The sequence below is a fragment of the Herbidospora yilanensis genome, from assembly GCF_001570565.1.
Taxonomy (GTDB): domain Bacteria; phylum Actinomycetota; class Actinomycetes; order Streptosporangiales; family Streptosporangiaceae; genus Herbidospora; species Herbidospora yilanensis.
The window spans coordinates 176,522-189,952 of sequence record NZ_BBXE01000017.1 but is presented as its reverse complement, the minus strand read 5'-3'; the positions used below and the strand labels follow the sequence as shown (position 1 = coordinate 189,952).

Sequence of the window (13,431 nt, the reverse complement as noted above, 5' to 3'; positions counted from 1 at the left end):
GTCATGGGCCGGCGATCAGGTCGAGCCGGCCGGCTCCAGGTCGTCCTTCACCTCGGGGTCCCCGGCGTCGGCGGTGTAGTCGCGCGGCCGGGTCCCGTCCACGCCCTCGGACGAGCCCAGGCGGCGGGCGGCCACCGTCACCAGGGCGGCGACCACCAGGTTGACGATCAGCGCCAGGAACCCCGCGTAGATCGTCATCGGGGTGTCGAGGCCGAGCTTGCTCAGCGGGAACGCCGAGCCGCCGAAGTGGGCGTGGTCGTTGGCCGGGTTCGAGATGTTGTAGAGCAGCACCATCCCGGCCGTCATCCCGGCCGTCCAGCCGGCGATCAGCCCCACCCGGTGGAACCAGCGTGTGAACAGCCCGAGCGCCACCGACGGCAGCGTCTGCAGGATGATCACCCCGCCGATCAGCTGCAGGTCGATCGAGAACTGCGGGTCGATCAGCAGGATGCACAACACCGCGCCGACCTTGACGACCAGCGAGGTCAGCTTGCTGACCCGGGCCTCCTGCGCGTCGGTGGCGTCGCGCCGGATGTACTCCTTGTAGATGTTGCGGGTGAACAGGTTGGCCGCCGCGATCGACATGATCGCCGCCGGGACCAGCGCGCCGATGCCGATGGCCGCGAACGCGACGCCGGTGAACCAGTCGGGGAACATGCGGTCGAACAACTGCGGCACGACCGTGTTCACGTCGGTCCCGATCGGGGTGATCCCGGCCGCGATGGCCATGTAGCCGAGCAGCGCGATGAGCCCCAGCAGCAGGCTGTAGGCCGGCAGCGCCGACATGTTGCGCTTGATCACGCCACGCGACCGCGAGGCCAGCACCCCGGTCACGCTGTGCGGGTAGAGGAACAGCGCCATCGCCGACCCCAGCGCCAGGGTGACGTACTGGAGCTGGTTGTTGGCGTTCAGCAGGATCCCGTCGCCGGGCGCGGGGGTGCCGGCGAACTTCGCCTCGGCCGCGTCGAAGATCGACCCGAACCCGCCGAGCCGCGCCGGGATGTAGATGACCGCGACGAGGATCACGACGTAGATGAGGATGTCCTTCACGAACGCGATCAGCGCCGGCGCCCGCAGCCCGCTCTGGTAGGTGTACGCCGCCAGGATCGCGAACGCGATGATCAGCGGCAGGTCGCCGGTCACGCCCATCGTCTTCAGCACGGCCTCGATGCCGATGAGCTGGAGCGCGATGTACGGCATCGTCGCCACGATCCCGGTGATCGCCACCAGCAGCGCCAGCGTCGGCGAGCCGAACCGCACCCGCACGAAGTCGGCGGGCGTCACCAGCCCGTGGACGTGGGAGACCGACCACAACCGGATCAGCACCAGCATGACCAGCGGATAGGTGATGACCGTGTAGGGCACCGCGAAGAACCCGGTCGCCCCGGCCCCGAAGAGCAGCGCCGGCACCGCCACGAACGTGTACGCCGTGTAGAGGTCCCCGCCGACCAGGAACCACGTGATCCACGACCCGAAGTTGCGCCCGCCCAGCCCCCACTCGTTGAGCGAGGCCAGGTCGTCGGCCCGCCGCCACCGCGCGGCCACGAAGCCCATGCCGCTGACCAGCAGGAACAGGGCGGTGAAGATGACGATCTCGGTGATGTGCTCGTTCATCGGCGGGTCACCCGGTAGACGATCAGGGTCGCCGACACGCTGATGACCAGGAAGGCGAGCTGCAGCCAGTAGAACAGCGGCACGCCGAACAGCCGGGGATCCTCATGGTTGAACAGGGCCGGTATGAGCGGGACGACGACGGCCGGCAACAACACCCAGTTCCAGCGGCTGCGGTCCGATCTGGGGGAACGTGGATCCGTCAACGGACTCTCCTTCCGACAGGTTGTCGATTGGAGCGTAAAGTGACGCGTGTCACAGGTGGAGCTCCCATCGACGAGCGGCAGGCTGGACGCGCCGAGCGGTCGCACGCCGGCGCGTCGTGGCGGACCATTCGCCCGACATGCGGAGTGCGGCGTGTTATTGTGTGCCGCATGCGAATTCCTCAGCAGCAGTGGTGGCGCCGCTAGCAGGCGGCCCTCAGCTCAGGTTTCTCGCGAATCGAAACAGGCCGCCCCGGGATTGGGCGGCCTTCTGTGTTTCCGCCCCCGGGGCATGAGTGGATCAAGGGGCGACAGTGGAGACCAGCGGTTACACCACGGCGGGCGGCATCGGGGTCGAGCGCGTGGTGCGCGCCGTCCCCGAGGCGGCCCTCGACGAGATCGTCGACTCGCTCGGCACTCGCCGGGGCGGGGCGTTCTCCTCGGGCATGGACTATCCGGGCAGGTACAGCCGATGGGCGTTCGGCTACGCCGATCCCTGCCTGGAGCTCGTCGCGCGGGGCCGCCGCATCTCGGCCCGCGCGCTCAACGACCGGGGCGCCGTCGTGCTCCCCGCCGTCGCGGCCTGTCTCCGCGCCGCCGGTGAGGTCGTCGGCACGCCCACCGCCACCTTCACCGAGGTCGAGGTGCGCGAGTCCGACGAGTGGCTGCCCGAGGAGATGCGCTCGCGCCGGCCCACGGTCTTCACCGCGATCCGCGAGGTCATCGCCGCGTTCAAGGGCGACGACCAGCACCTGGGCCTCTACGGCGCGTTCGGCTACGACCTGGCCTTCCAGTTCGAGCCGATCCGCTACCGGCTCGACCGCCCCGACGACCAGCGCGACCTGGTCCTCCACCTGCCCGACCGCCTCGTGGTGATCGACCGGGTGAAGGAGACCGTGCTGGAGTACTCCTACGAGTTCGCCTACGAGGGCCGCGAGACGAAGGGCCTGCCGCGGACCGGCGACTCCCGCGAGCTGGTCGAGGCCGCCGACATCCCGGCCGACCCGGTCAGGGGCGCCTACGCCGACGTCGTGGCCAAGGCGAAGGAGAAGTTCCGGCGCGGCGACCTGTTCGAGGTCGTGCCCGGCCAGGTCTTCCACGCCCCCTGCGACGACCCGCCCGCCTTCTACCGGGGGCTGCGCACCAGCAACCCGGCGCCGTACGAGTTCATCCTCAGCCTCGGCGACGGCGAGCACCTGGTCGGGGCCTCGCCGGAGATGTACGTCCGGGTCACCGGCGAGCGGGTGGAGACCTGCCCGATCTCCGGCACCATCGCCCGGGGCGCCAACCCGGTCGAGGACGCCGAGGCGATCCGCACCCTCCTGTCCAGCGTGAAGGAGGAGTCGGAGCTGACCATGTGCACCGACGTCGACCGCAACGACAAGTCGCGCATCTGCGTGCCCGGCTCGGTCAAGGTCATCGGCCGCCGCCAGATCGAGATGTACTCCCGGCTGATCCACACCGTCGACCACATCGAGGGCTACCTGCGCCCCGAGTTCGACGCCCTCGACGCCTTCCTCACCCACATGTGGGCGGTGACCGTCACGGGCGCGCCGAAGACGTGGGCGATGCAGTTCATCGAGGACCACGAGGCCACCACCCGCCGCTGGTACGGCGGCGCGGTCGGCTTCATCGGCTTCGACGGCTCGATGAACACCGGCCTCACGCTGCGCACCGCGCAGATCCGCGACGGCGTGGCGACGGTCCGGGCGGGCGCGACGCTGCTGTTCGACTCCGACCCCGACGCCGAGGAGCGCGAGACCGAGCTCAAGGCCAGCGCCCTGCTGGGCGCGCTGGCCGCGGTCGGCCGGGGCGAGGTCGCGCGGGAGGCCGTCGCGGCCGAGCAGCCGGGCGAGGGCCACACGGTGCTCCTCGTCGACTACGAGGACTCGTTCGTCAACACCCTGGCCGACTACTTCCGCCAGCAGGGCGCCAAGGTCGTCACGCTGCGCCACGGCTTCCCGCTCGCGATGATCGAGGAGGTCGCGCCGACCCTGGTCGTGTTGTCGCCCGGCCCCGGCTGGCCGGCCGACTTCGGCACCGACCGCCTGATCGCCGCCCTCTACGAGCGGAACCTGCCGGTCTTCGGGGTCTGCCTCGGCCTGCAGGCCATGGTCGAGCAGGCGGGCGGGCAGCTCGACCTGCTGCCCTACCCGGAGCACGGCAAGCGCGGGCAGGTCAAGCGCGAGGGCGACAGCGCGCTGCTCGACGGGCTGCCCGAGGCGTTCACCGCGGCCCGCTACCACTCGGTGCACGCCAAGCACCCGGGCGTGCAGGGCTTCATGGTCACGGCGGCGACCGCCGACGGCGCGGTGATGGCCATCGAAGACCCCGTCAACCGGCGGTTCGGGGTGCAGTTCCACCCCGAGTCGATCCTCACCACCGAGGGCGGCGCGGGCGCGAAGATCATCGCCAACGTGCTCAGGCTGGCCCGGTAAAGATCGCACCGATCGCCTGACCGCCCGGCGTCCCCGGCCCTAAAGTCCTGTCCCTGTCGTAACGAGGGGGACGAGGGAATGACGCCGGTGCTGCCGGGTCCGGTCCGGGCGGCGCTGGCGGCGCCCCTGGTCGACCACCACTGCCAGGGGGTGCGCCGCGACGACCTGGTCAGGGCCCAGTTCGAGACGCTGATCACCCGGGCGGGCCATCCCGCGCCGCCCGGGACGACCCATTTCGACACCCCCGAGGGTGTGGCGATCCGGCGCTGGTGCGCGCCCGTCCTGGGGCTCGAACCGCACGCCCCGGCCGCCGTCTACCTGGCCCGGCGGGCCGAACTCGGCGCGGCCGAGGTCAACCGCACGCTGCTGCGGGCCGCCGGGGTCGTCGCCTTCCTCGTCGACACCGGCGCCGAGGCCTCGCCCGACCTGCTGTCGGTGGCCGAAACGGGACGTCTCGGTGGCGCGGCCTCCGACGAGATCGTCCGGCTGGAACGGGTCGAGCAGGACGTCGCCGAGGAGGGGCTGAGCGCGCCCGCCTACCTCGACCGGCTGCGGACCGAGGTCGCCGCGCGGGCCTCCCGGGCGGTCGGGTTGTCGACCGTGATCGGCTACCGCTGCGGGCTCGACGTCGATCCGGTGCGGCCGGCGCGCGGGGCCGTGCTGGCGGCGGCGGGACGGCGGGCCGCCGAGCCCAAGAAGCCGCTCACCGACCCGGTGCTGCTGCGCCACCTGCTCTGGACCGGCGTCGAGGTCGCGCGGGAGCGGGCGATGCCGTTGCAGATCCCCTGCGGCCACTCGGGGGTCGAGCCCGGGGTGCTGCACCGGTCCGACCCGACCGCGCTGGCCCCCTTCATCCGGGTGCTCGGCCCGCTGGGGGTGCCGGTCATCCTGCTGCACTGCTCGCCGTACGAGCGGGCGGCCGCGTTCCTGGCCGCCACGTTCCCCCACGTGCACGTCGACGTCCGCGACGGGCTCGCCGAGGTGCTCGGCCTGGCGCCGTTCCACAAGATCATGTTCGGTTCGGGCGGCTGGGGCGTCGCCGAGACCGTCTACCTGGGCGCGCTGCGGCACCGCACCGTCCTGGCCCGCGAACTGGCCGCCCGCATCGACGCGGGCGACTGGTCGGGCGGAGACGCGGAACGGGTCGCGGGGATGATCGGGTCGGGGAACGCTCGTCGGATCTACCGACTCTAAATCCTCTTCAGGTAGGAGGAACCGGCAGATCTCGGCAGAAAGACTTGAAACGCCATGACTGCCATAGAGATCCGCAACCTCAGCAAGTCGTTCGGCGCCGTCCGCGCCGTCGACGACGTCTCCTTCACGGTGGAAGCCGGCACCGTCACGGGCTACCTCGGCCCCAACGGCGCCGGCAAGACCACCACCCTGCGCTCCCTGCTCGGCCTGGTCACCCCCGACTCGGGGGAGGCCCTGGTCAACGGGCGGCGGTACGCCGGCCTCGACCACCCGCTCAACGAGGTCGGCGCGGTCCTGGAGGCCACCAGCTTCCACCCGGGCCGCACCGCCCGCGACCACCTGCGCATCATGACCACCGCGGCGGGCCTGCCGGCCTCCCGGCCGGATGAGGCGCTCGAACAGGTCGGGCTCGCCGACGCCGCCAGGAAGCGGGTCGGCGGCTTCTCCCTCGGCATGCGCCAGCGGCTGGCCCTCGCCGGCGCGCTGCTCGGCCAGCCGAAGATCTTCATCCTCGACGAGCCCGCCAACGGCCTCGACCCGGCGGGCATCCAGTGGCTGCGCGGCTTCCTGCGCCACCTGGCCCACGACACCGGCGCGGCCGTGCTGGTCTCCAGCCACGTGCTGGCCGAGGTCGAGCAGACCGTCGACAACGTGGTGATCATCGCCAAGGGCCGGCTGGTCCGCCAGGGCAGCCTGGCCGAGCTCACCGGCAATGGCGGCGGCGCGGTCCGGGTGAAGACCAAGGACGACTTCGCCCCCGCCCTGCGCGCCGCCGGCGCCGAGGTCGAGGAGGTCGAACCGGGCGTGCTGAAGGTCAGGGGCTTGGACGCCGAGGAGATCGGCCGCCTCGCCCTCGACCAGCGGGTGCTCCTCACCGAGGTCGCCCACGAGCGCTCCGACCTGCAGAGCGTCTTCCTCGAACTGACCGGCGAGGGGGCCGGGGCATGACGAACCTGATCCGCGCGGAGCTGCAGAAGCTCTTCACCACCCGCCTGTGGTGGGCGATGGCCCTGGTCATGCTCGCCCTGACCTCGCTCGGCCTGGTGTTCCTGATCACCACGGCCGGGGCGCCGGCGCCCAACGGCCAGCCCGCCCTGCCCGCGCTCGACGACCCCGCGTGGTTGCCGCTGGCCCTCAGCAACGCCAACGGGAACATCTTCACGATGATCCTCGGCATCGTGCTCATGACCGGCGAATACCGCTACCAGACGATCACCGGCACGTTCCTGACCACGCCCAAGCGCGGCCGGGTCATCGCCGCCAAGCTCGGCGCGGGCGTGATCATCGGCGCCTTCTTCGCCGTCGTCTCGTTGCTGTTCACCGCCGTCGTCGCCGTCACCGCCGTGCTGATCGGCGGCGGCGCCGTCGACCTGACGGCGAATCGCATCCCGCAGCTCGCGGTCGGGGTGCTGGCCACGATGATCCTGTACGCCCTGTTCGGCATCGGCCTCGGCGCGCTGGTGCGCAACCAGGTGGCCGCGCTGATCGGGGGCATCGTGTGGGCGTTCGTGATCGAGTCGGTCCTCAGCTCCTTCCCCGCCCTCCAGACGGTCGGCAAGTGGTTGCCCGGCGGGGCGGCGCAGGCGCTGATGAGCATCGACTTCGACACCGGCCTCGGGGAGTCGAACCTGCTGCCCGCCTGGGGCGGCGCGCTCGTCCTGATCGGGTACGCCCTGCTGTTCGCCGTCGTCGCCAACCTCACCACCACACGGAGGGACATCACCTGAGCACCGGTCCCGGAGACCGGGCCGCCGTCACCGGCCCGGTCTTCTGGGCGGGTCCCGCGATCGGTAGAGTGCGTCGTCATGGTGAAACTGCAGAGTGACGTGACCGTTGAGCTGGTGAAACACAGCGCGTCCGACTCGGATGTGCTATGGGCGGCCCGGGTCTCGACGGCGGGGGAGCAGTCGCTTGAGGAGATCCACAAAGACCCCGAGCGGTCGAAGGGCCTGATCAACTTCCTGATGCGCGACCGGCACGGGTCGCCGTTCGAGCACAACTCGATGACCTTCTTCATCAGCGCGCCGATCTTCGTGTTCCGCGAGTTCCACCGCCACCGCGTGTGGTCCTACAACGAGGAGAGCGGCCGCTACCGGGAGCTTCAGCCGGTCTTCTACGTGCCCGGCCCCGACCGCAAGCTGGTTCAGGAGGGCCGCCCCGGCAAGTACGTGTTCGTCGACGGCACCCCCGAGCAGCACACCCTGGTCTCCGAGACGATGGAGGAGTCCTACCGGGCCTCCTACGCGGCGTACCAGAAGATGCTGGAGGCCGGCGTGGCCCGCGAGGTGGCGCGGGCGGTGCTCCCCGTCGGGCTGTTCTCCTCCATGTACGCCACCTGCAACGCCCGCGCGCTGATGCACTTCCTGTCGCTGCGCACCAAGGACGAGCGCGCCGCCGTGCCGTCGTTCCCGCAGCGCGAGATCGAGATGGTGGCCGAGAAGATGGAGGCCCTCTGGGCCGGGCTGATGCCGCTCACCCACGCCGCCTTCAACGCCAACGGGCGCGTCTCCCCCTGATTTGAGTACCGGGGTGCTCAGGCGCCCCGCCGCCGGGCGGCTCCATTCTGCGACCACGAGCATCGCGGAAGGAGCACCCCGAAATGAGGAGACTGCAGGCCGCCCTGACCGGGTTACTGGTCGTGGCGGCCTTTCTCGTGGCACCCCCGGCCCACGCCGCGACCGTCAGGGTCACGGTCCACCTCTACCGCGTCGTCGAGATCTCCTGCGACGAGGGCGCCGGTGAGGCGTGCACGAACGACTACTACCCGAAGTTCAAGATCGGCGGTGAGGAGCTCTACGACGGCAAGGACGACTTCTGCTGCGCCCATGGAGGCGACTTCCGCACCAACTGGGTGCACTCGGCCGACGTCGACACGAGCCAGAACCCCGTCGACATCCACATGGAACTGTGGGACCAGGACGACCTCACCGCCGACGACCCCATCGACTGGGGCGCGCCCGGCGACCACGTCGACCTGAAGTTCGATTTGAACACGTGCGTCTTCACCGGCGGCGGGCTGACCGCGCAACAGGGCGCGGACGTCACGTCGCTGGCGGGGGAGAGCGAGCAGAGCGCCGTCGACTCGGCCCGGGGCTACTTCACCATCACCACCCCCGACTGCCTCCAGAAGGCCAAGACCACCGACGGCGACGGCGACGGCCTCATGGACGTCTGGGAGGCCCCCGGCCACGGCGTCGACGCCGACGGGAACGGCACCGTCGACCTGCCCCTGGGCGACATGGGCGCGCTGCCCTACCGCAAGGACCTGTTCGTCGAGGCCGACCACATGGAGGGCGCGGATCCCCGTCCGGGGGCGATCACCGACGTGGTGAACGCGTTCGCCGCCGCCCCGGTCGACCAGTACGAACCCGGCAAATACCGGGGCGTCAACCTGCACGTCCTCAGCGGCGAGCAGGTGCCCCGGATCGACGTGGTGAAGTTCAACGACTCCGGGCCGGGTGACCTCGACGACTTCAACGACCTCAAGAGCGGCAAACCCGACGTCGCCTGCGACGGCCACTTCGGCACCGCGGCCGACCGCGCGAGCCCGAACTGCGCGAACATCCTGAACGCGCGCCGCCAGGTCTACCGCTACATGATCTTCGGCCACCAGTACGAGGCCGACCCCGACTCCTCGGGCCAGGCCGAGATCGACGAGGTCACCCTCCAAGGCGGCAACGACTTCATCGTCACCGTCGCCACCTGGGACTTCGACGACGACGCCGACCGGCAGGTGATCGAGGGCTCGACGTTCATGCACGAGCTCGGCCACACCCTGAGCCTGGGCCACGGCGGCGGCGACCACGTCAACTGCAAGCCCAACTACCTGAGCGTGATGAACTACGCCCTCCAGTTCCCGCGCCGCGACCCGGACCGCCCGCTCGACTACAGCAGCGCCGCCAAGGGCACCGCCTTCGGCGTGCCGCTGAAGGAGACGGCACTCGACGAGAACAAGCGCCTCCACGCGACGCCGGACCCGGCCCGCAAGACGATCTGGGGACTCGGCGGCAAGTGGCGGCTCGACGACGCCAACGACCAGCCCATCGACTGGAACGGCAAGGACGGGGACACCGAGACCGGGGCCGAGGCCGACATCAACTGGATCGACTCCATCGGCGAGCCGGGCAAGGGCTGCAACATCCAGCAGAAGACCGAGCTGAAGGGCCACGACGACTGGGCCGGCATCCAGTACGACCCCCGGCTGAACGTCGGCTTCTTCGCCGACGGCGTGCGGCGGAACCTGCCGAGGGAACTGACCGAGCGCGACCTCAAGGCGATGACGCAGCAGGCCGACCTGAAGCTCACCAAGACGGCCGACCGCGCGTCGGCGGCCGGCGGCGACACCATCTCCTACACCGTGGGAGTCACCGACCTCGGCCCCGGCCCCGCCAGGTCGATCGAGGTCGCCGACACCCTGCCCGACGGAACGGTCCAGCGCCGGACGCTGCCCGACCTGGCCGCCGGCGCGACCACGACCACGCCGTTCACCTACCAGGTGCCCTGTGCGGTCGCCGACGGCACCGTGATCACCAACACCGCCACGGTCACCGGCACCGACGCCGAGGGCGTGCCCGACCCGTCGCGGACCGACAACACCGCCGCCGCGACGACGACCGCGCGGGCGCCCAGGCTGACCGTGTCGCAGACGGCGACCCCGTCGGTCGGCGCGGGCGAGGCGATCACGTACACGATCACCTACGCGAACGCGGGTGGTGACGCCGCCTCGGACGTGGCCGTCACGGCCACCGTGCCGAAGGACGTCTACTACAGCAAGCCGCTCGACCTGGGCGCCGGGCCGAAACCGGCCACGGTGACCCTGAACGCCGACGGCACCAGGACCCTCACCTGGAACCCCGGCGACCTGGCCGCGAACTCGGGCGACCGGGCGATCGTCTTCACCGCCCGGCCGACCCTGCTCGCCCTCCCGGGCGCGACCTTCGCGGGTGGCGTGTCCATCTCGTACCGGAACGGAAGCGGGGCCTGTTCGTTCGCGCCGGTCACCGCCTCGTCGTCGACCACGGTCACCGCGGTCGCGCCGAGCCGTGACCCGATGCTGCGGGCTCTGTGGGCGCTCCGCGACGACCTGCGGACGCCCGAGACGCTGGCCAGGGTGCAGGCCACCGACACCCGCTGGGACGGCGCCGACGGGTCGGCGCCCGACGGCAGGTTGTCGCAGCAGGAGGCGGACGCGGTGTTCTTCCCGCCGGTCACGCAGCCGCGCACGCTGCGCGCCGACCTGCTGGCCGCCCTGCTCAACACGGCGACCCGCAGGATCAACGCCGGCACCGTCGTCAGCACTCCGACGATCAGGGCCCTCGGCCTCGGCACGGTCGGCGACGCCGTCCGCTACGCCCAGGCCACGCTGGCCCAGCCGCCGTCGCCGCCGAACCTGGTGCGGTACGCCAAGACCGGAGTGGTCCTCACCGAGGTGAACGCCGGGATCGCGGAACGGTACTAACCCAGCGCGGGGAGGACGTAGACCTCGGCGCCCGGGGGGAGCTCGCAGTCGAGCCCGCCCAGGCGCCGGGCGTTCTCGCCGCACACGAAGATGCCGATGTGCCGGCGCAGGACGCCGTATTCGTCGCGCAGCCGCCCCTCCAGATCCGGGTGGGTGCGGCGCAGCGTGTCGAGCGCGCCCCCGAGGGTCGGGGTCTCCGACTCCCCGGGCGCCACGGCGAACACGCGCACCTGGGTGTCGTCACCGATCCAGTGGCGCAGGGTGGTGGGCAGCACGAAGGTCACCAGGGTGACCGGCCGGGCTCTCATCCGTTCATCGTGCCAGGCCCCGAGCGTCCGCGGGTGCGGTTCAGGGTTCGCCCTGGATCGCGTCCCGGTGGATGGACGACAGCGGCACCCCGCTGTCGAGCAGCCGCCGCACGGTCGCGTTGACCATGGACGCCGGCCCGCACACGTACACCTCGTGGCCGGTCCACGAGCTGATCCTCGGCACCACCTCGTCGAGGTCGCCCCGCATGCCCGTGTACGACTCGTCCTGCGACACCACCGGCAGCACGCTCAGCCACGGGAAGCCCGACTCCATGCGGCGCAGGTCGGGCAGGTCGTAGAGCTCGGCGGCCCGGCGGGCGCCCACGATCATGGAGATGTTGGGCCGCCGTCCCGAGGAGATGACCTGCTCGACGATGGCCTTCAGCGGGGCCAGGCCGGTGCCGCCCGCCACACAGAGGATGTCGCGCCCGCCGTCGGGTGGTGCCATGGTGCCGACCGGCGGGCCGAGGAGGAGCTGGTCGCCCACCTTGGTGTACTGCGCGAGCGCGGTGCTCACCCAGCCGCCCGGCAGGGTGCGCACGTGCAGTGTGATGGTGTTGTCGGCCCGGGGCGCGTTGGCGATGGAGTAGGTCCGCCAGACGCGGGGCCAGCGGGCGACCTGCACGTTGACGTACTGGCCCGGCACGAAGTCCATACGCTGGCCGGGCCGGAGCGTGATGACGGTGATGTCGGGCGCGCGGCGGTCGTGGTCGACCACCTCGGCCAGCCACCAGGCGGGGTTCTTGCCCGCGTCGGCGTCGGCCGCCCCGATCATCGCGTCGGCGGCGGCGGTGTAGGCGGCCACCCAGGCCGCCTCGATCTCCGCGTTCCAGATCTCGGCCGCGAAGCGTTTGATGGTCGCCAGCAACGCGTTGCCGACGGCGGTGTAGTGCTCGGCGACGACCCCGTACTTACGGTGGTCACGTCCGAGTTGTCCCAGATAACCCCCCAGGCTGTCCGGGCTGTCCAACATCCAGACGATCCGGGTCAGCGAGCCGAACAGACGGTCTCGCGTGATGTCCATCGCCGGGGGGAACATGCCCCGGAGATGCGGACTCTGCGCGAACAGGCGGCCGTAGAAGTACGCGGCTGCTCGCTCCGCGACAGGCTCGACGACGGAGAAACTCTCTTTGACGAGGCGCGGATTCAACGACATGTAATGGTCCCACCCTGAGTGACCGGAACAGGTTCTTCCGGTCTGCCGATCCACCTCCCTGACGGTTCCGGGTGAACGAGCGTGGCGGCCCCCCGGCACAACCTTCGCTCATTTGGGAGTCTTCCACTCTGAGATGCACGTCACAACTGATTCATCCCAAAGGAGACTCTTGGTAGTCGACAGGTCATCCTCCGTGAGCACAGGTCTCGACATTTTCGGACAAGAAACGCGAATGTCATTCGTGTTGTTGCGCGGGGACATGACTGATACGTGGGATACGTGACAAAACCGAAATCAAGTGCGCCATGATGGGCATGCCGTCGCGCGCAACCTACTGGAGACTCCATGGCCCGTCCGATCATCGGCATCACCAGCTACCTTGAGGCCGCCCGCTGGGGCGCGTGGGTGCGGGAGGCCGTGGTCTCCCCGCAGGGATACTCGCGGGCCGTGGAGAAGGCCGGGGGCGTCCCGGTCGTGTTGCCCCCGCTGCTGCCCGCCAACGTCGACGACCATCTGCGCGGACTCGACGGCGTCCTGCTCGCGGGCGGCATCGAGGTCGACCCCGCCCTCTACGGCGAGCCGCGCGAGTCGCGCGTCGACGAGCCGCAGGCCCACCGCGACCGCTTCGAGATCGCCCTGGCCAAGGCGGCCGTGGCGGCCGGCAAGCCGGTGCTCGCGGTCTCGCGCGGCATGCACGTGCTGAACGTGGCGCTCGGCGGCTCGCTGATCCCGTGGTTGCCCGACGTGGTGGCGCACGAGCGCCACACCGGCGCGCGGCACACCGTGATCATCAGCGTGTCCAGCAAGATCGGCAAGGCGGTCGGCGACCGCCTTGAGGTGAACGCGCCGCACCACCAGGCGGTGAAGAAGCTCGGCCAGGGACTGCTCGCGGTGGCCTGGGCCGACGACCAGATCGTGGAGGGCGTCGAACTCCAGGGGCACCGCTTCTGCGTGGGCGTGCAGTGGCACCCGGAGCGCGGCACCGACAACCGCCTGCTGGAGGCCCTGGTCGAGGCGGCCCGGCCCTTCTGACCACATGTCCGGCATGACGGGGCCGGACGTT

Annotated in this window: 11 protein-coding genes; 7 read left to right on the top strand and 4 right to left on the bottom strand. The window is 70.7% G+C overall.

From position 1 onward, the window contains the following. Positions 1-15: 15 nt before the first annotated feature. The gene (mctP, locus tag AW273_RS10580; RefSeq protein WP_062347714.1) at positions 16-1,614 is read right to left on the bottom strand and encodes a monocarboxylate uptake permease MctP; all 1,599 of its coding nucleotides are present in this window, start codon (positions 1,612-1,614) and stop codon (positions 16-18) included. Continuing rightward, positions 1,611-1,817, bottom strand: a complete 207-nt coding sequence (locus AW273_RS10575; RefSeq protein ID WP_062347712.1) for a DUF3311 domain-containing protein — start codon at positions 1,815-1,817, stop codon at positions 1,611-1,613. The genes mctP and AW273_RS10575 overlap by 4 nt, the downstream gene beginning before the upstream one ends. A 311-nt stretch (positions 1,818-2,128) precedes the next feature. On the opposite strand from AW273_RS10575, the gene AW273_RS10570 reads away from it, so the two are divergent. From AW273_RS10570 to AW273_RS10545, 6 genes are all read left to right on the top strand, one after another. Beyond that, the gene (locus AW273_RS10570) at positions 2,129-4,252 is read left to right on the top strand and encodes an anthranilate synthase component I (protein ID WP_062347710.1); all 2,124 of its coding nucleotides are present in this window, start codon (positions 2,129-2,131) and stop codon (positions 4,250-4,252) included. A 78-nt stretch (positions 4,253-4,330) separates the two neighbouring features. Continuing rightward, entirely contained in the window at positions 4,331-5,446 is a 1,116-nt protein-coding gene (locus AW273_RS10565; protein ID WP_062347708.1) for an amidohydrolase family protein, read from the top strand. A gap of 54 nt (positions 5,447-5,500) precedes the next feature. Continuing rightward, positions 5,501-6,394 carry an ABC transporter ATP-binding protein gene (locus tag AW273_RS10560; protein WP_062347705.1) on the top strand — a complete coding sequence of 298 codons (894 nt, stop codon included), beginning with the start codon at positions 5,501-5,503 and terminating at the stop codon, positions 6,392-6,394. Next, positions 6,391-7,173: an ABC transporter permease gene (locus AW273_RS10555; RefSeq protein ID WP_062347703.1), complete on the top strand. Its 783-nt coding sequence runs from the start codon at positions 6,391-6,393 to the stop codon at positions 7,171-7,173. The genes AW273_RS10560 and AW273_RS10555 overlap by 4 nt, the downstream gene beginning before the upstream one ends. Positions 7,174-7,251: 78 nt before the next feature. Further along, complete coding sequence (gene thyX / locus AW273_RS10550) at positions 7,252-7,962, top strand: FAD-dependent thymidylate synthase (protein ID WP_030453578.1); 711 nt, start codon at positions 7,252-7,254, stop codon at positions 7,960-7,962. A gap of 83 nt (positions 7,963-8,045) precedes the next feature. Further along, positions 8,046-10,904, top strand: coding sequence for a CLIPPER-2 domain-containing protein (locus AW273_RS10545; protein ID WP_062347701.1), 2,859 nt, complete (start codon positions 8,046-8,048; stop codon positions 10,902-10,904). On the opposite strand, the gene AW273_RS10540 is transcribed toward AW273_RS10545, so the two are convergent. Both AW273_RS10540 and AW273_RS10535 read right to left on the bottom strand, forming a co-directional pair. Beyond that, positions 10,901-11,212 (bottom strand): ubiquitin family protein, encoded by a 312-nt coding sequence (locus AW273_RS10540; RefSeq protein WP_062347699.1) that lies wholly within the window; start codon positions 11,210-11,212, stop codon positions 10,901-10,903. The two genes, AW273_RS10545 and AW273_RS10540, sit on opposite strands and share 4 nt — an antisense overlap. Positions 11,213-11,252: 40 nt before the next feature. Beyond that, the gene (locus AW273_RS10535; protein WP_062347697.1) at positions 11,253-12,368 is read right to left on the bottom strand and encodes a globin domain-containing protein; all 1,116 of its coding nucleotides are present in this window, start codon (positions 12,366-12,368) and stop codon (positions 11,253-11,255) included. A gap of 345 nt (positions 12,369-12,713) precedes the next feature. Here AW273_RS10535 and AW273_RS10530 point away from each other — a divergent pair, with 345 nt between their 5' ends. Continuing rightward, positions 12,714-13,400: a gamma-glutamyl-gamma-aminobutyrate hydrolase family protein gene (locus tag AW273_RS10530; protein ID WP_062347695.1), complete on the top strand. Its 687-nt coding sequence runs from the start codon at positions 12,714-12,716 to the stop codon at positions 13,398-13,400. The last annotated feature ends 31 nt before the right edge of the window (positions 13,401-13,431 follow it).